General features: G+C 44.2%; 13 protein-coding genes. 3 read left to right on the forward strand and 10 right to left on the reverse strand.

What is annotated here, in order from left to right; all coding sequences use genetic code 11:
- Window positions 1–6: 6 nt before the first annotated feature.
- A complete protein-coding gene (locus tag KFE98_04440; protein UTW63414.1) occupies window positions 7–1,290 on the forward strand; it encodes a hypothetical protein in 1,284 nt (427 codons plus the stop codon).
- 401 nt (window positions 1,291–1,691) lie between these two features.
- A complete protein-coding gene (locus KFE98_04445) occupies window positions 1,692–2,363 on the forward strand; it encodes a sugar transferase (protein UTW63415.1) in 672 nt (223 codons plus the stop codon).
- On the opposite strand, the gene KFE98_04450 is transcribed toward KFE98_04445, so the two are convergent.
- Window positions 2,360–6,154, reverse strand: coding sequence for a hypothetical protein (locus tag KFE98_04450; protein ID UTW63416.1), 3,795 nt, complete (start codon window positions 6,152–6,154; stop codon window positions 2,360–2,362). The genes KFE98_04445 and KFE98_04450 overlap by 4 nt on opposite strands.
- A gap of 333 nt (window positions 6,155–6,487) precedes the next feature.
- Between KFE98_04450 and KFE98_04455 the strand changes: the two genes are divergently transcribed.
- A complete protein-coding gene (locus KFE98_04455) occupies window positions 6,488–6,790 on the forward strand; it encodes a hypothetical protein (GenBank protein ID UTW63417.1) in 303 nt (100 codons plus the stop codon).
- Between the two features lie 41 nt (window positions 6,791–6,831).
- On the opposite strand, the gene KFE98_04460 is transcribed toward KFE98_04455, so the two are convergent.
- From KFE98_04460 to KFE98_04500, 9 genes are all read right to left on the reverse strand, one after another.
- Entirely contained in the window at window positions 6,832–7,500 is a 669-nt protein-coding gene (locus KFE98_04460; protein UTW63418.1) for a methyltransferase, read from the reverse strand.
- Window positions 7,501–7,503: 3 nt separating this feature from the next.
- Entirely contained in the window at window positions 7,504–9,015 is a 1,512-nt protein-coding gene (locus tag KFE98_04465) for a B12-binding domain-containing radical SAM protein (GenBank protein ID UTW63419.1), read from the reverse strand.
- The gene (locus KFE98_04470) at window positions 9,015–10,094 is read right to left on the reverse strand and encodes a radical SAM protein (GenBank protein UTW63420.1); all 1,080 of its coding nucleotides are present in this window, start codon (window positions 10,092–10,094) and stop codon (window positions 9,015–9,017) included. The genes KFE98_04465 and KFE98_04470 overlap by 1 nt, the downstream gene beginning before the upstream one ends.
- Window positions 10,087–11,283, reverse strand: a complete 1,197-nt coding sequence (locus KFE98_04475; GenBank protein UTW63421.1) for a hypothetical protein — start codon at window positions 11,281–11,283, stop codon at window positions 10,087–10,089. Before KFE98_04475 ends, KFE98_04470 begins: the two co-directional genes overlap by 8 nt.
- Window positions 11,283–12,464, reverse strand: coding sequence for a hypothetical protein (locus KFE98_04480; protein ID UTW63422.1), 1,182 nt, complete (start codon window positions 12,462–12,464; stop codon window positions 11,283–11,285). Before KFE98_04480 ends, KFE98_04475 begins: the two co-directional genes overlap by 1 nt.
- Complete coding sequence (locus KFE98_04485) at window positions 12,464–13,891, reverse strand: B12-binding domain-containing radical SAM protein (GenBank protein UTW63423.1); 1,428 nt, start codon at window positions 13,889–13,891, stop codon at window positions 12,464–12,466. Before KFE98_04485 ends, KFE98_04480 begins: the two co-directional genes overlap by 1 nt.
- Window positions 13,884–15,161, reverse strand: a complete 1,278-nt coding sequence (locus KFE98_04490; protein ID UTW63424.1) for a DUF2029 domain-containing protein — start codon at window positions 15,159–15,161, stop codon at window positions 13,884–13,886. The genes KFE98_04485 and KFE98_04490 overlap by 8 nt, the downstream gene beginning before the upstream one ends.
- A 129-nt stretch (window positions 15,162–15,290) precedes the next feature.
- Entirely contained in the window at window positions 15,291–16,685 is a 1,395-nt protein-coding gene (locus tag KFE98_04495) for a radical SAM protein (GenBank protein UTW63425.1), read from the reverse strand.
- The gene (locus KFE98_04500; protein ID UTW63426.1) at window positions 16,682–17,761 is read right to left on the reverse strand and encodes a glycosyltransferase family 9 protein; all 1,080 of its coding nucleotides are present in this window, start codon (window positions 17,759–17,761) and stop codon (window positions 16,682–16,684) included. The genes KFE98_04495 and KFE98_04500 overlap by 4 nt, the downstream gene beginning before the upstream one ends.
- Between the last annotated feature and the right edge of the window lie 31 nt (window positions 17,762–17,792).

Here is a 17,792-nt window from a genome sequence, read left to right on the forward strand (position 1 = left end):
GTAAAGATGAATCAAGCGATTACATACCGTATTTACTTTTTTAGTCTCCTTCTGGTAGTAATCACACTCCCCTTTTTCACGCATTTAAACAGCATTTGCATTGCCCTCTTCGGGCTATCCTGGCTATTGAGCAATCATCCAAGGGAGAAATGGAAAAACCTGAAGGCCAACCCATGGGTCTGGTTGTTTATTGCTTACTACTTGGTTCAGGTATATGGCTGGCTAATCTCTGAAGAATCTCGGGAAGCCCTGTTTATCCTTGAAAAAAAAGGAGGCATGGCTCTTCTCCCTATTTTTCTTGCTTCAGGTCCCAGATTGATGCAAAAACAGGTTCAGCAGATCTTGCTCTGCTTTACTTCTGTTGTGGCCTTAGGAGCCCTGACCATGGTAGGATTGGCTGGTTTAGAATACTTGGAGCAAGGAGATAAGGGAGTCTTCTTTTACCATCCACTTGCCTATCAAATAAACGCCCATGCGATATACTACTCGCTCTATATAGCCTTTGCCTTATTCATCTGGAAAGGTTGGAGAAAAAAGGTTCCAATCTGGCTCTATGGTTCTGTCGGTCTTTTTCTTTTCGGGGTACTACTATTGCTCAGTTCCAAGAATATTTTGATCCTTTTCCTCCTAATCTGGGTGCTATCTTCAGCCCTTGATTTACTCAACAAGAAATCTTTGTGGAAGAAGCCTTCTACCTGGATCAGCATTGTAGTAATAGTAGCCGTAATGCTTGCCCTTGGCGGAGGACTTCGGCAGCGCTTTCAAAACATATCTGGTGATAGTCTGGCTGTGCTAAAACTGGAAAAATTAAGGTACGACACTCCCTTAAACGGACTCAGTTTACGTTTGTTAATCTGGGACTTAGCCCGTCAACAAAGCGAAATTCATGGTCCCTGGTACGTTGGAGTTGGTACCGGAGATGCACAGCAGTATCTGGATAGCGCTTATGTGGAAAGAGGACTCTATACCGGAAATGTTGAATTCGGAGATACTGGCTACCTGGGTTACAACTTACACAACCAATATTTTCAAGATTTATACTCCACAGGGTTGTTGGGGTTATTTGCCCTCCTCACTCTTTTAGGAGCTGTTTTTTGGTTGAGTAAGGGCCATTTTAATCCAGCATTTAACTATTTGGCTTGGATGATTCTGTTTTTGGCGATCACCGAATCCCTTTTTGAGCGACATACAGGCAGTGTTTTTTTCGTCCTGTTTTTTAGCCTAATGTTATCCACGAAATCACAAAAAAGTATGGAATCTGGGCCGGAGACAGATTCACAAGGATCCTAAAATCTCTTAATATTCAACCTCTACCAAACAGAAAGTTTCAAACCTTAACAGAAACTTCACATTTCACCGAAACACCTGTAAACACCGACCAGTCCGACGGTCGAAAGGAGTCATACGTCGATAAAAAGAGTCAAAAGCCGATTCAAAAAAAATTAGAGCCAACCAACCCTTTTCAGATTGGTATGTATAGGTGATAAGTGGAACATTTCTTAATTTTTTTAGAACCGATAATTAGCCCCGTTGAAAAGGCGTTAAGATTATTTATTCTGTCCGTTGAAAATTTATTTTTTCAAGCAGAACAGAGTACTTATTTTCGCGCCCGGAAAGTGGAGGTGAATTTGGGAACTTGTTTCTCTAATAAACCCTATTAAAAAACCTCTCTCAAACCAAAAAAAAGAAAAATGCTCAACCGAGGTCGCAAACAACAAATGACTCTGAACCCAGGTGGTTTAGGCATTGCACTCGAACATGTGAAGACCAGCCAACATGCTACCTATGCTCGTGTACTTGATGTTACATTCAGCTTACTGGTATTTATTCTCCTCCTCTGGTGGTTTATTCCACTGGTTGGATTGCTCATCAGACTCGACACAAAGGGACCTATCTTTTATCGTCAAATTCGTTCTGGAAAAGACGGTAAACCATTTATGTGTTTGAAGTTTCGTACGATGTATAACCGCAACTGGGATTTTAAACAAGCCAGTAGAAACGATCCACGAGTTACTCGTATTGGCCGTTGGTTGCGTAAAACAAACTTGGACGAGATTCCTCAATTCATCAACGTATTGCGCAATGAGATGTCGGTTATTGGCCCACGTCCTCATACTCCTGAATTGGACAAGCAATACGACACCTTGATTGATGACTACTATGGACGTTTGGCTGTTAAACCAGGAATTACTGGATTGGCTCAGGTAAAAGGTTACCGCGGGGAAACCATCAATTTTTACCACATGGCTAACCGGGTTCGTCTGGATCTATTTTACATTCACTATGGCAACTTGGCCATGGACATCCGAATCATCTTTGAGACGGCTCGTCAGATCTTCGTCACGAACGAGAACGCCTACTAATTTTTAGAAGAAGTTTGGCTACCTCCTCCTGATTTCAGGAAGGGTAAAAAGTTTTTGAATTGTGCCCCGGATACCGTCTGGGCTACAATTCCTATGACCGCTGCCAAACTGCTAAGGATACCGAGAGACTTATTGAAAATTCCGGGATCGGTCAGGTACATGAAGATGACCAATCCAGCAATTAAAACAATAACCAGCACCCTTACATTTTTCCAATTTCCAGTACGGCTCTGTAGCATACTAAACCCTTCTCGCTCTCGATCGTTCACCACATCCAACACAAAGTAGCGGAAACTCTGATTGAACAGGTTGATCGCAAAGTTTTTGTGATCGATGACAAACAACCCTTTGTCTACCATTCGAATAAGCACATCGCGGTTGGCATAGTTGACATAACCGTTTTCTGCTGTGTCGTAGATCAAATGCTTTTCTCGCAAGGTTAATGAGCTCCAAATAGACAGGTAATAAGCCTTGTTGTACTGAATGATTTGATAAATCAGGCGATCCGACTGAAGTGTGGTCATCGAGTCCGGAATACCGGTAGGTTCAAAATCCTTGAGGTTAGGACCAAAAGCAAACTCATTGAGAATATTTCGATCGGCATCCGAGGGTTCGGCCAAAGGAACTTTAATCGTTGCAAAAGAAGCCAACAAATACTCAAACCGATCGACCAACTGTGCAAGTTCTGATCCCGAGTAGCGTTCATCCTCGTTGAACCAACGGTTTTCCTGTATTTTCTCCAAAATCTCATCCAAAGAAGAATTCGAGTACACCAATAAATCCAGCTCATTGGTTGATACAAGGCGTTCAAACTGGACCAGAAACTGATCCAAACGATCACTTCTATACAAGAGGTAATCAAAGTTGTGCATGACGAGTTTCTGGCAGCTGGGATTCCCCGGGTCATATTGATCCATAAAACGTTTTAATTGATCAATCGAATCCAGTTCTATCAAGTCCACTTGGCAAGGATCTGCCGAAGATTTGGCAAGGTCCGGTGTCATCTTTCGGGTCCGCCCTGAATAATAGGGCCCCATACATAAGGTTCTACTCGCTTGGGAGTAAGCGGGAAGAACACCTGACTCGTGCCAATCATCAGGAATAATGGACTTAGATTGAATCACTTTAACCAAGAAAATCCGGCAAACAAGTAAGTGAATCAATGGAAACAAGAGAGCCAGAAAAAATAAAAAGCCAATAAATCGGGCCAACCATTTTCCCCGGTAATAAGGTTGATCTTTGGTGGCACCAAGAGGGTCGGGTTTCCAAATAATTTCATTAAACGAAATCGGATTCAGGTTATGAAAAAGCTCAATTTGTTTTTCATTCTCTGAAACATTGTTCATTTGAATCCGCATGGCCCTATAGAGCAGAAAATCGAACCTACGAAAGCTATCCCAGCCCATCACCTTTTTCTTTTTAGCCGACAGGGCCAAGTCTTTACCCGCTTTTTGCCACAAATCGTCTTCCAGGTTAATAGCGGCATTAGTCAATACCAGAGTGGGCATGTAACCAATAACTATCACCCAACACACCAACATACACGTAAAGACCAGCACAGGAAGTCGCCCAGCGGGAGAAAAACGCTCTAAGACATGAAGAATCGGAGTCAAAACTTTACCCGACCATGAGGTTCGAAAAATCAACAGAAAACCTCCTTGGATGCCCCATAGCCCCAATAAGGGCCATATTACTTGTCCCTTGGACTGGTAATCCCAAATCAATGCGCTTATTACTAAAATGAGCAACCATGAAACCAAACTGAAAAGAACATGAAAAGGCCTTTTATCCTGCCTGTTCTCCAAATGCCGGTAGCGGAACACGACGGCGTAGCTTATCCATGCTACGAAAACAAGAATCTCAGCACAAATCAAGGCCAACAAAAAGATTTGATGCGAAAAGCGGCCATAGACGTAGAGCTGGAACACAGCCAAAATGACAAAAACGAAACTGAGCCTCAGGTAAGCCTTGTTGAGATGTTGGGAAGGACGAAACCAGGAAGCTGAATAAGGAGGCACCTTAAACCAAGTGGAACGATAACCACCAGCTGCCAGGACTAAGGCAAGCAGGTAGCCCAAAACAACTAAGGCAATCGCCAGCGACATGCATAACGCTACAGCCGAAGAAGAAAGCATAGCTGGAATATCCCGGTCAAAATAGGTGAGCACATAAAATCTTGGAGGTCCATCTGGTGACCAATCAATAGATCGGAAGGCCACTTCTTGCCCATGCCCTTTCAAAGAAAAAAAAGAATTTCCCCGATCTACTCCTGAGGTAATCAAGGATTTTAGGTTGTCTGAGAACTCCGTATTCTCAAACACGTTGTTGAGCCTTTCCTTTTTCAAATTGGGGTTGTAAAGCACGTCGCCATTCGATCGTATGATCATGTATTTGTGATCCATTTTCAGAGGGTTCAAAATGCGAGAGTCCCAGTCAGAAAATCCGAAAGTATGAGCCAGAATTTGCTCGCCATCAAGAAGGGACACCACCCCTTCAAACTGACTGGTACCAATGGAATAGTGGGAACTCAAAAACACCTCTCGATCGGAATTCAAATCGGATTCCAATTCCTGTTTTTCCAGCCCAGAAACACCCTTTTTCAGAAACACCCTTACATAGTCGCGGTGGCTCAAGTCACCGACCGTTTCCGGTGGGTTAAACAGGTAAAATTGGGGTTCAATGAGGTTTTGCATAACCCCGGTATCATTATCGATGGTCACAAACTGATCGGGAGCGATGAGTCCGTTTTGAACCTGCTGAACATTGGGGAAAGCCTTTTTTAATTCTTTCAGTTTTTGCTCTTTCTCCTGCAAGTAGCCAGCAAACTTCTCGGCTAATTCCTCGGTTCGTTCATCCAGTTCCACCGTTTCACGATGAAAGAGCGTGAAGTAATTGGAAAAATACCCCAGGCTCAGCCCAAACACCATGGCAATCAGCACGACTGAAAATCCGCCTTCGTACACCCGAATTTTACTCAGCCGATCCCCTTTTCCCAGACTGAAATAGCGAATCACTGGCACCGCACAAATCAAGAGCAGGAGCAAACAGAAAACAAAACCCAAAACCGTATAATCGATTTGGCCTCGAGCCCGATTGAATCGGGTCAAATTCATAAATCCAATAAGCTTGTAATCCTTTTCCTGAATCTTGAGAGGCAGCACAAAGTAGCGGAACTTCTGACCCGAGACTTCAATTTCATTTTTAGTAGCGGCCAACTCCCCCATTCTCTTTTCATTGAGCAACGTATCCGAAATGTGGTAAGGAAGAAAACCAGCTGGCGATTGGTAGTAAATATGACCCAGTCTGAAAATAGCGACTTTGTCGAAAAAATCGGTGTTTACCAAGTCCTCCATGTATCCATAAAAATCCATGGACAGGTATTGGGTATCCCTTAGCAACAGATTAATTTGAGTTCCATTCTCCCGAAACCTCAAACCCTTTTCCCGTTGGACGGTGCTCTTTACATTTTTCCCTTCTCTCCGGAAGGTTTGCAAGTGAATTCCCGAACTCACCATAATATCATGAAAGGCTTTAAGCCCCTCGTACGATTTTGGTCGAGGAATTCTTTGCGCCAAGGAATCAACGGCCCGCTTAGCCGAAATCTTCCGGTAGCTCATATCCTCATAAAGCGCTTCTTTTTCAGATATGGCCTGCTGAATAGTTTGTAGACTTCGCTTTCCTTGTCGAATTAGAACTTCTTCATTTCGACTTAGCTGGTAATAGAAATAGGAGAATAGCACTGCGGCAATGACCAAAGTTGCCATCCATACTGCGGATAGTGTTAGTTTCATGGGCGTTGAGATTTGGCCTCCTTATAGCCTAATAAGGGCGACGCAATTCTGAAAATTAAACCGAAATCCGGGAAATTCCAAAAAATGAGGCAGTTATAACCTGATAGACAAGCAGTTGGTTTCGCCCCAAAAACAAATCTCAAAAGAGCACCTCCTATCTGTCAGTTGGTTGGCAAATCGTAAAGTGATTTCGCTTTTTTTGTTCTTTTTTTTCGGATTTTGAGCTAAATCCCTGATATTTAGGCATAGTTTTTTCAATCTAACTAAAATCCGGTCATTTATAGGGCAATCATCTGACCGAATTTTCGTTTAACCCGATAAATCCAAATCGCTATGCACATCGCTCTGCAAGAACGAAGTCGTATACCAGCCATTTTATTGTTTATCATCGCCTCGGTGACTACTGCATTGGCCCTCTTTTGGGTGGATGCCGGAGTCCATTCCAGCTACCCGATTTCACAGCCTGGAAACGTATATGGCGTCTTGATCAACGCTGTATCTCTCATTTTCTGCCAACTGCTGGTCTATCGATCTATACGCCCCTTTCTAACGATGGCACATTCCCGAATGATTGCTGTTAGTTTTGGGGTTCCGCTTGGTTTCTTTCTGGTGATTCTTTTATTCTACTTCTTTTAGAATAAGCGACAAACAAGCATTTCCGACTAATCGAATGACTTCTATTGGATAAGGAACACGTAGTTCTTTTCCAACCATACCATTCGCTCCCGTTCCAACTGAAAACTCAGTCCTTCCTTCACCGCTTTGTCTCGAATGATATCTATGGCACAGTCCTCTGACAAAACCATATATATCCGAGTACTCTTGCGATCCATCAATACCAACTCATGAAACAAGCGATCAAAGTACTCAAATTCCTCCCCACAATACCAGGCCCGTTCCGCCATTTTGGAAGGGTTTCTGGGGTAGTAAGGTGGATTAATAAAAATGAAATCAAACTGAGGATCCGGAATATGGTCAAACAGGTCGGATACCAGCGCTCGTACCTCCAGTCCGTTTTGAATCGCATTGATTTTCAGGTTTTCAATAGCAACTGGGTTGATGTCGGTAGACGTCACCGTAGCTCCCCGCTGGGCAGCGACTAAGGAAATGATTCCCGACCCTGCTCCGAGTTCCAGCACTTTCTTTCCCTTTAGCGGCAATCGCAGCATGTACTTGAGCAAAACCCTGGTGCTAAAAAATAATCCAGGATGAAAGACACCGGGAGCCACAGTCAAATTAATGTCTCTCCAGGACCACATTCGCGGTTTTGAAGACGACTTTTCCTCCATCCGCTTGAGATGGGGGTCAAACAAGCGTTTCGATATTTTCCGAACGAGCGTTCGCATGATTTATTCGCTGTAGAAACCTTCGATTTCAGGTTGTCTATACTTCCAGATTTTGTGAAGAGCCTTGATCTCGTATGGGTAGCCATATACCCCTGATCGATACCTCCAGGAAGCCAGTGTTCGCATAAATCCTTTTTTCACACCCTTAATCCTAAAATCTGATTGAGTGGGATAATAGCCATTCAAAACCGTTTCAAAATTCTGGACCCGGTCAATAACTTTAGGAGTAAGCCAAGGAGTGAGTGGATTCTTTCTCAAATCAAAATTCTCCCACGACGGATTTAACCAATCCTCCAGATTTTCCGGAAAGTTGAATCCCGCTTCCGTAATTTGCTTGTACAAATCGGATCCTTCGGTAGGTACTGGGCTATAGAGGTAGATTATGATTTCAGTATCCGGATTTACCTCCTTCACCTGCTTAATGAAGTCGATATCTGCTTCCACTTGACGCATCACTGTATCTTCATCCGGCCCTGGCATTCCAAGAACAAAAGAATACTCAGGAACGATATCAAATTTCTTCATTCGACCAGCGAAACTCAAAATCTGCTCTGCACTTTGAGTTCCTCCTTTATCCATTTGGGCAAGCACCTCATCATTTCCACTTTCTGCCCCAAGAAAAATCATTCGGCATCCAGCTTCTCGCATCAAAGCCAGGTTTTCATCGCTATAGCGATCTATGGTATCAATTCGTCCTTCACCCCACCACTCGATTCCATCATTTAAAATGAGCTTAGAAAACTCGGCCGTTCTTTTCTGGGAAGTAAAAAAATTGTTGTCGTGAAATTCAATTCCATTAATGCCAATCTTCTCTTTGAGGTAGGTAACATTACGGTAGATAGCCTCGGCAGATTGCCCCTTCCAACGAGCGTTGTAGATGGGTACAACTGCACAAAAGGAACAGGTAAACGGACAGCCAAAACTGGTGTGCAAAGCAAAAGTTTTACTCCCCATAAAGGTCTTACCCAAGTAATTCTCCAAAGGATAAAAGGAGTTCATCTTTTCATAGGGCAAGGGAGGTAGCTTATCCATATCGGGCAGCACTTCCTTTCTGGTCTTTACCACCTTACCCTCTTCCAGGTAAATCAGGTTTTGGATATCACCTACAGGCTTGTCATTATCGATGGCATCCAACAAGGCTGGAAATGCCGAGTCTCCAGGTCCATTGATCACATAATCTACCGCCCCGGAACGGAGCACTACATCGCATTGGTTGGAGGCAAAATAGCCTCCCCAGATGTTTACGATATTGGGGTATTCCTTTCTTATTTTCTGGGTAAAAGGAATGGCCTCTTTTAACTGAGGACCAGGCATAACGGTAGACCCAAAAAATCCAAACTTTCCCGAATCCAAATGTGATTTGATAACACTCCATGGATCCGATTCCAGGTTTCCGTCTACGAAAGCATATTCGTAATTCCCGTCAATCGAGGCTGCTACCTGAAGGATAGAATTGGGCACCCGGTATTTGTGGCGGGCGCTTCGCGGATTAAACAGTAGGACAGCTTTTTTCATCAGGTAGCACTACAACATCTTGAACATGCGGGCATAAATCCACCTTCTTTCATAATTGAGGTGCGAAAATCGGCCGCTGTTTTGGAATTCCATATTTGAGGAAAGTCCTGTTCATACAGGTTCCCCAGGGTTAGGTTAAAGCAACGCCCATGTGCGGGAATTGCCGAGCCATCGGACTTAAACATGATGCTTGAAAAGATGGCAGTACAATATTTACCCAAAATTCGTTCGGGCTTGAGGTAATAATCCTGTAAATAATCAGGGTCCTCTATTTCGGGAGAAAAACTAATCCGGAAGGGATAGTCGCGCTTTCGCATTTCCCGAATTTCATTCATTAATTCGTTAAGGTCCATTTTGGAAAAATCAACCTCATCCAGATTGGATGCTGTGGCCGGATAGAGATGCCCCCATTTGGCGTTGTGAATTTCCGCCATTTTTTCATCAGTAAACTGCGTATGCATAAAAGACACTTCCCGGATGGGCATTCCCTTTAAGGAATCCAACAATTCCATTAGGTTTCCGGTATTCCATTCAGTAATGGCGCAGATGACATCAATTTTGGGTGGGTTCTTTTCGCCAGCCAGCACTTCAAGTCCTTCCAAAGCCTTTTGAAAAGACCTCTTGTTACCACGAATTTCGTTGTGCACATCCTGAGGACCATCCAGCGAAACATACAATTCATTGAGACCACTTTCGCACAGCATTTTGGCTTTTTGCCTCAGCACGAGGGCATTGGTAGTTATGGTGGTAAACAATCCTTTTTGATCAGCCAGTTTTAGGGATTCTTCCAAATGTGGATAGACCAGCGGTTCGGTGAATGCATAAGCCAACTTGCTTTTCGGAGAATACCTGGCTGTTTGATCTATTATTTTGCTAATCAGCTCAAGCGGCATGTTCAAGGGGTGAGTTCCTACCAGGTTTTGGGCAAAAACGGTATCGGTATTCCCATTTCCAACATCACACATTTTGCAATGTAGGTTGCACACATTATTCACTCCCAGAACCACCCATTCCGGACCAACGAGAACTTTTCCCGGGTAAACACGTGCATTAATATTTCTGACTTTTTCCCTAAGCATGATGACGCACTGTAAGTCGGTATTTTCGTTTAACCATTGCAGCTAACGAAATCCGACAAATTAATCCTCCAAGCAAGGCCCCGGCTATCCCATAATCTGGAACCACCCAATAACAAAACAAGGCATTGATTGCAGCGGCCGCTAAGGTAAACTTAACCAAGCTTCCTGCCTCATTTTTCTTCATGAGCCCCATACTTTCGATCAAGTAAAAGTACAAGGGGGCGAGGTACAAATAACACAAGCCAAACTCCCAAAGGGTTAGCTCAAAATCATAGAAATAATAAAGAACTCCACTAATGGCTAACAGGGCTGCTAAATTCACCACCATCCCCAATAGAATATATTGACGTCTTAAAGCAATTATTCCACTTTCGTCCATTCGGTAGATGTTCTTTTGAAAAGGTGACAACACCAATCCGGCAAAGGTTTGCACTACAACCAAAAAACCGATCAAAACCTGGTATTTCGCAATTTCAATTTCGGGCAATAACCAGGTAACCACATACAAATCTGACTTGCTCTGAAGCAAACCGGCCAAAGCCAGCATAAAAAAAGGAAAACTCAGAACCAGGTAGGATTGAATGGAAGTCCTGGTTGTGGTTTTGAACGCTTTGGGTAATACGGAAGAAAATCCTATGAGTAGCAATGCGCTACGAATCCAGGTTTGCCAAGCTACGCACCAAATAAAGTCAGACACGGTAAGCGTATCCCGAAAAAACCAAATTCCTCCAATGAGTATCACCATTCCTATGCCTTCGGTAACAAGCGAATAGAGGTACTTCCGATGGTATTGAATGAGGGCTTCGAAAGAATGGTAAACAAAACGAGCCACCATCCAGAACAACAGTGGCTTGATCAAATCCCAACCCACGGGAAGAAAAAAGGCAATGGCAGCTACCGGCAATAAGAATAGGGAACGAGCAACCAAAGATTTGCCCCATTCCTGATTAATGGTTGCGGGTGAGAGTGAAAATTCCCGCATCAGGTAATGACGGCTCCCCCAATTGAGCCCAATAAAAAGAAGCTCCATTCCCACGAGATAGGGCACAATACTTCCCCAAAGCTCAGGAGAGACCAACCTTACCACCAGTAAAGAGGCCAGGATTCCTGCAACCGGTTTAGAAAAGGTATTGAGCGTTTCGAGGCTCACCAGCCTCGATCGATTCCATATTTTGCGTCGTTTAGACATTAGGGTTCATCCACCGGCCAATTGGGCTCATAAGCCGAAAATTCACGCGATGATTCAGGTACAGGTGTTGCTGGAAAGGGCGCTAAAGGATCAACGTCTTTGCGGCTATACACATCTCCCAACTGAGGGAATTCTCCATGTTTATGACTGGTCAATCCGGCCAATTTGTTTTTTACTTCCTGCTCAGTCATCCCCCATTCCTGAGCCAAGCGGTAGGCACTGGGCTCTTCAAAACTGAGGTATAGCAATTCCATAAAGGTGTGATCCTGCTTATTGGAATAATCAATAGCCGTTTCCAGCCCGGCACGGTAACGATCCAAAGCAGTTTGAAAGGAATCTACTTCCTCCCGAAAGTCATCCGGTGATAAGTAATCTCGGTAATGAGTAACTGCCGAAAATGGCTCCATCACATTAAGCTCATGGCACCAGAGGCACTTGGCAGGCTTTCCCGCTGCACTGAACACCGGATCAGCTGCGGTAATCAAGATTCCCGAGACACCGTAAATACCAAAACGTAGTTGACCATTTTTCATCACATCCATCACCTCGAATTCAAGGATAGAATTTGGATTGGCCGTGTCCGAAATTTCTTTGGAAACAAAAGCCATGGCATGGCTATTCTCCATCACCGACGTCATTTGAATGAGTCTGGATTTATGAGACACCGCAGACTCTACAATTCCAGCTTCTTTCTCCCGAAAGTTATAATTGGCCTGAAAAGCTTTCTGCCGATTAGGCATCTCAACGAGTTTATAGTAATGCCAGCTACTGTTCAAGGTAAGCATCAAAAATCGTCCGGCGTCCATTCCACCTCTGTGCTGGTATTCTCGCCGGCCCTGGATGTAACGGATAAAACTTTCAAGTACTTCTTGTGCTTGTTCGCTAAAACCTGCCTTTTCGTAATGAAAGGTCATGCGATTTCCTTGCCATTCAAATATTTCGTGAGCAGTAGATGCTGGAAGTTCGGCCCCCAAAAAGGAAAGTCCCCATAAAAACCCGGTTTCAAAATCTTCTCTTCGTTCCTCCGGAGAGTAGGCATCCCAATACAGGTAAAAGGGCTTCATGGTTTCTTCAACCGGTTCCTCCTGAGAAATCGGCACCTCATGTACCTCCTTCCGGCATCCATCCAAAAGAATGAATAAACCCAACAAAAGGGCTATGACAAGTACTCCTCTTTTCATTACTCCTTGGCCAACACGTGTTGGTAGTTTTTTAAGGCAAATTTCAAGGTATCCCAGAAATTTCGTTTCTCACTTCGGATGTACACGTAGAAGTATATCAATCCAAACCAAGCCTTAAACAAAAAGTTGGGTCGGAGGTAAATCAATCGTTTAATCAGCGGATAGGTCCAGGGCCATAAAACGGCGGTTTGAAAAAACTTCTGCAGGTTCTGCATTTCCCTAATATTCGGCACTTCCAACTTAGATTCCAGGAAGAAAGACTTATCCAAAGTCTCTACATCAAAGGTTGGGCTGAGGTAGCCCTTGGCGTAGGCATAATCGGTCAATTCTGTTCCGGGGAAGGGAGAAAACAAGGAACACCAAGGATAGTCGGCTTTGATCCGAATATTGAGCTCCAGAGTGGAGAAGGCGTCTTCCAGAGTTTCGTCCGGGAGTCCTAAAATATTGTAGGTTCTGAATTTAATTCCAGCTTCATGTAACCAGCCAGCAGCAGTTACAATCTGCTCATCGGTAAGCTGTTTTTTTAGAAGTTGATTTCGGAGATCCTCATTCCCCGACTCCACACCGAAGAATACGGATCTACATCCCGCTTCAGCCAGTTTAAAGGCGTATTTTTTATCAGCTGCTACCAGGTCTGCTCGAACGAGGCAAATGAATTCGAGTCCAATTTCTCGTTTGTATATCTCAAGGAACTCGTACAACCAACTGCGGCTCATTCCAAAAACGTCATCGGCAAAGTAGATCACTTCTACCTCGGTTTCATTCTTAAGTCGACGGCACTCTTCGATCACCTCATCCATTTCACGAATGCGGACGTACTTTCCCTTGCCTTTGTAGAGATCACGCATAGCGTCTTCAAAACAAAAGGTACAGTGCCAGGGACAACCTCGTGAGGTGATCACATTACGGACCCGTCTATCCTGGCGATTATCCAAATCGTTGTACAATTCCCGATCGGGGTAAGGCAAGTCATCCAGTCGCTTGCTTAAGTTTCGCAAGGGATTGTGAACCGCCTTTCCATCCTGGAGAAAAGAAAGATTGGGCACATCCTGAAACGAATCTCCCTGATCCAGACGATTCATCAACTCCAAAAGCGATTCTTCTCCTTCTCCTCTGATCAGGTAATCCACTCCTTCTTCTTGAATAAACTCAGAGAAAAAAGTAGGATGCGAACCACCAAAGATGTTAGGAATACCCGTTTCTGCTTTAATCGTTCGAGCCATGTTACGTGCCCAGTGATGGCTTCCACTCATAATCGAAAAGCCCACCATATCCGGTTTAAAGGATTCGATTTTTGCCTTAAAATCATCCCACTTCTGGCCCAATATCAAATCACATTGATGCCCATGGTCTTTCAGGATAGCCGATAAGTACATCGGCCCCATGAATTCATAATCTATGTTCTGAAGAAATAGGAGTTTAGCCATAAATCAAGTTCTCCACCCTTCTCTTACGGACGGCAATTCCTAACCACCAGTTGGTAAAGAGATACAATCCGCATAGTCCCCAGAGACGTGGGTAAGAAAGAATCAAATCTATGACATCCGAGCCGGTTTGCCAGTCAACAGTAAACGAAGAAGTGTTGGCGCTGACGAAAAGAAGAGCGAAAAGAACCAAAACATCACCCAATCGTAAATGGTCTTTTCCCACTCGTAGGAATAAAGTTACCGGAAAGAACAGCAGCAAAAAATGGTAGGTAGCCGTTGCTGGTAAAACCAAAAGGGTCCCCAAGCTAACAACGATCAAAGTAATATCACGATAAGTCCGTTTGTTCCGCCCTTTACTGGAATATAGGGTCAAGCTTCCTATCAATAATACCAAGGCCAAAAAACTGTATTTCAAAATACGAGGCATTGCTGGTAAGTCTGCCAAAGGGTTGGGATTGTATTCGGCGTCGTAAATGAAAAGATGAGCGGCAAAGGAATCAATGGACTGAAAAGCCGGAACAAACCTTCCCTGCCCGGGAATCTCACCGGACAAGTGCCCCAGCAAAACATTCACATAGGTCTGCCAGGTGTCCATTCCAAAAAACAATATTTGAAAACCAAACAGCACCAGCAGTGTGATACTTCCCATGATCCAGATTCGCTTGTTACCCAAAATTCCAAAAGCCATTAGGAGTGTAATGGGTACGTATTTGAAAATTGTGAGTATCGCTAATAGATTTCCAGCCGATTTTGATCGATTTCGAATCGCCGCCTGATAGGCTGCCAGCATTCCACAGACCAGTACCAGATAAAATTGCCCCATACGGAAGTTACTCATAAGAGGTAGCGCCAACCAAAAGGCTATAAAAAAGACCCATCCGAAGGACAAGTTGGTAATCATCCGTAGTTGCGCAATGAGCACAAAAAGCAAGAATACATTGAATAAGAGCCAGATTCTTTTTGCCACCAGGGGCTCAAAAAAGCTGAGTGGAATAGCCAATACGGATGTAATGGGAGGGAATGGCGAAAACCGAGCCGGGGCATCAATTCCCCTTTGGTGGGCCTGTTCTTCAAACCAATCATTGTCGTAAAACTTGGCTACAGGCTCTCCTTCGAGCAACAATCGGGAAGCGGTATAATAATTGGGGAAGTCTGAATCCAGATTTTTCCAGCCAGGCACCAGTCCTTTCCACACCACCAAAGTGACGCAGAATAAGGTCAATACAGCCATGACTAACTTGGCTATCCTTGTTTTTTCGATGGACTCCATGATCGTTTTTTGATCCTCCTGAAACGCGATGCAAAATACAATGCTCCTTGCAAACAGCCTACTTGTTCCTTGGAAATGTTATGAAGATAGGAGAGCTACCAAATAAGGTGCAGATCAGCAATTGGCAAACTACTGTCCCGTTATTAATCCACGAATAATAAACCAAGCCTCACGAGTGTGAGTCAGGAACTCCCTTTTATTGCGAAGCGCCCATACCCTTTTCCATAGATAGGAGGGTCTAAAATAAAAACCAAGGTAGGCCTGTCTTCGAAGCGCTTTCAATTTTTTCTTGCTCACCTTTCCCGTGCCCATCGCAATCTCGCTCCCGGATTGATCCATCACTCTAAGGTCTTGCTCAATCAAACCAGCATCAAGAGCTTCATCACGAAAAGAGGTATTGGACCTTGGAACGGCAATATTGAAGGAAGCATAATCAGCGTCGATGGTTCTTGCAAAACGAGCTGTATTCCTTATGGAAGCCTCATCTTGTCCGGGCACTCCCAAGAGGAATGTGCCCAATCGTTTAATGCCAATCTTTTTGGTGAGCGCAAAGGTTTCTTCAATTTGCTGGATGGTGTAATTTTTTCGGTATTGCTTGAGGTATTTGTCCTCAGCCCATTCCACCCCAAACATGATGAGGTTACAACCCGCTTGCTTCATCTTCTCCAACTTCTCCTGATCGAGCACATCCACTCTGGAAAAACACATCCAGTGCACATCCCAATCGGATTGAATCAAGTAGTCGAGAACTGGATCGGTAACTGCCTTGGAGAGGTAAAAAGTTTGGTCTGAAAAATAGAGGTATCGAATTCCCAATCGTTGTAACTCCTTGAGTTCGGCAATGATGCTTTCAGCCGTTCTTGAAACGAATGGCAAGGTGGACATAATGCAAAAAGTACAAGGAAAAGGACAGGCATAATTCGTTAGAACGGTAGCCATGGGGTGCGCATCGGCAAAGGGCATCCGATAGAGAGCATTGCGGAAAAGATCATGCCTTGGCACCGGCAATTCCACCATTTTCGTTTTGTCTTCTGGCGTATGTACTACCAAGCCGTCCTTCCGGTAAACCAGACCTCGAATAGCATCCCACTTTTTCTCCAAAAGTCGACGAGCACCGTCATTAAAGAAATTGGTAATAATTCCGTCCAACCACTCGTATTCTCTAAAGCGATCTTCGTGATCTTCGAGAAAAGCGTCACCCGATGCAACCAAAAGGGACTTAGGCAAACAGGCTTTGAGAGCCTTCAAAAAGTAATGGTCCTCTTCCAAAGAAACTGAACCACAAAGGGAAATAATCAAATCTGGACTAAACTCATCACAAATCCCTAAAGCCAACTCCACTGGCAGGCGCTCTGCGATAGCATCTACCACTCTTACCTCGTATTGATCCTTCGGGAAATGAGCAGATTGAATCATCAAATCAACCGGCTGAGGAAGGTAATAGGCCTTAGAGACCTTGGAACAATAGTAATCCCGGATATAGATCTTTTCCCCGGGAGGGTTGAGCAGCAAAACTTTTTTCATGCCGACACCTCCTTTTGAACTTCATGGAATTGAGGTAAACGAACCCTTCGACTCACACCAGGCTTCCATAGTTTTTCTGCTTCCAGCATTATTAACTCAGGGCTTATCTCCTTCAAGCAATCTACCCGCCCCTGGCAAGATTCAGCAATGCGAGACCGGGGGTGTTCAAAACAAGGCGAACACGATTTTTCCATCCAAATATTTTTCAATCGATCCGAATCCGGGTAACCTACGTATTCTGGATGTGTGGGTCCCCATAGCACAACAGTAGGCGTTCCCAGGTAATGAGCCAAGTGCATTGGGCCAGAGTCATTGGTAATAAGTAAGGAACCTGCGGCCAATTCTTGCGCAAATTGATTGAGGGTCCAACTGCCTGCTTTGTTTTCAACCTTTGAGCCTTTCAATTGATCTACCACACTTTGTACAAATTCCTTTTCCCCATGGCTTCCTGTAAAAAGGATACGAGAATCCGGGTACTTTTTCGACCAAAGCCGGACCAATTCCAGATATTGATTTTCCGGATATTTTCGTTCGGGGAGATAATCACTGGCGTTCAAATTCACCAACAAATTGGGTTGAGACTCCACCTCAACTTCATACGTCAATTCACCAGCAACAAAACCTAAATCTTCCAATGCCTCCCTCAGTGCCAGGGTTACCGGCTTCTGATAGAGTGAAATCTCCCGACTTGAAGAGTTTGATGTCTCACGGGCGTCTACCCGAAAAGAAATCTCCCGAGCTCCATTTCGACTAAAAAGTCTAAGCAGACCAACTCCATTGGATGCCCTTTCCAGATCCACGATCGCTCGTGGTTTCAGGCTCTTTATTTGACTTACGGCTTTCAAAAAAGCGCCGGGCAATTGCCAGGCATGGCTTGCCGAAAAATCGATGGTATTCCATCCGAGCCAATCTGCAGCCGGCTTTAATCCGGGAAGGGTAACCAAATAGAACTCTTCTTGTTTCAAATCATATTGATCCACCACTTGTTGTAAACGGATCAAACTCCCCATCCCATAAAGCTTGATAAAGATCACGGGGCCCTCATTGCGAATTTTTCGTCCACCCGACAGATGCATTAAACCCCTTAGAATTTTAAATGGCAAAGAC

The sequence above is a fragment of the bacterium SCSIO 12741 genome, from assembly GCA_024398055.1.
GTDB lineage: Bacteria > Bacteroidota > Bacteroidia > Flavobacteriales_G > Salibacteraceae > SCSIO-12741.

What these genes read in the sequence shown, in the direction of transcription:
- KFE98_04440 (UTW63414.1), top strand. Translation starts at nt 7, where the DNA reads ATGAATCAAGCGATTACATACCGTATTTACTTTTTTAGTCTCCTTCTG.
- KFE98_04445 (UTW63415.1), top strand. Translation starts at nt 1,692, where the DNA reads ATGCTCAACCGAGGTCGCAAACAACAAATGACTCTGAACCCAGGTGGT.
- KFE98_04450 (UTW63416.1), bottom strand. Translation starts at nt 6,154, where the DNA reads ATGAAACTAACACTATCCGCAGTATGGATGGCAACTTTGGTCATTGCC.
- KFE98_04455 (UTW63417.1), top strand. Translation starts at nt 6,488, where the DNA reads ATGCACATCGCTCTGCAAGAACGAAGTCGTATACCAGCCATTTTATTG.
- KFE98_04460 (UTW63418.1), bottom strand. Translation starts at nt 7,500, where the DNA reads ATGCGAACGCTCGTTCGGAAAATATCGAAACGCTTGTTTGACCCCCAT.
- KFE98_04465 (UTW63419.1), bottom strand. Translation starts at nt 9,015, where the DNA reads ATGAAAAAAGCTGTCCTACTGTTTAATCCGCGAAGCGCCCGCCACAAA.
- KFE98_04470 (UTW63420.1), bottom strand. Translation starts at nt 10,094, where the DNA reads ATGCTTAGGGAAAAAGTCAGAAATATTAATGCACGTGTTTACCCGGGA.
- KFE98_04475 (UTW63421.1), bottom strand. Translation starts at nt 11,283, where the DNA reads ATGTCTAAACGACGCAAAATATGGAATCGATCGAGGCTGGTGAGCCTC.
- KFE98_04480 (UTW63422.1), bottom strand. Translation starts at nt 12,464, where the DNA reads ATGAAAAGAGGAGTACTTGTCATAGCCCTTTTGTTGGGTTTATTCATT.
- KFE98_04485 (UTW63423.1), bottom strand. Translation starts at nt 13,891, where the DNA reads ATGGCTAAACTCCTATTTCTTCAGAACATAGATTATGAATTCATGGGG.
- KFE98_04490 (UTW63424.1), bottom strand. Translation starts at nt 15,161, where the DNA reads ATGGAGTCCATCGAAAAAACAAGGATAGCCAAGTTAGTCATGGCTGTA.
- KFE98_04495 (UTW63425.1), bottom strand. Translation starts at nt 16,685, where the DNA reads ATGAAAAAAGTTTTGCTGCTCAACCCTCCCGGGGAAAAGATCTATATC.
- KFE98_04500 (UTW63426.1), bottom strand. Translation starts at nt 17,761, where the DNA reads ATGCATCTGTCGGGTGGACGAAAAATTCGCAATGAGGGCCCCGTGATC.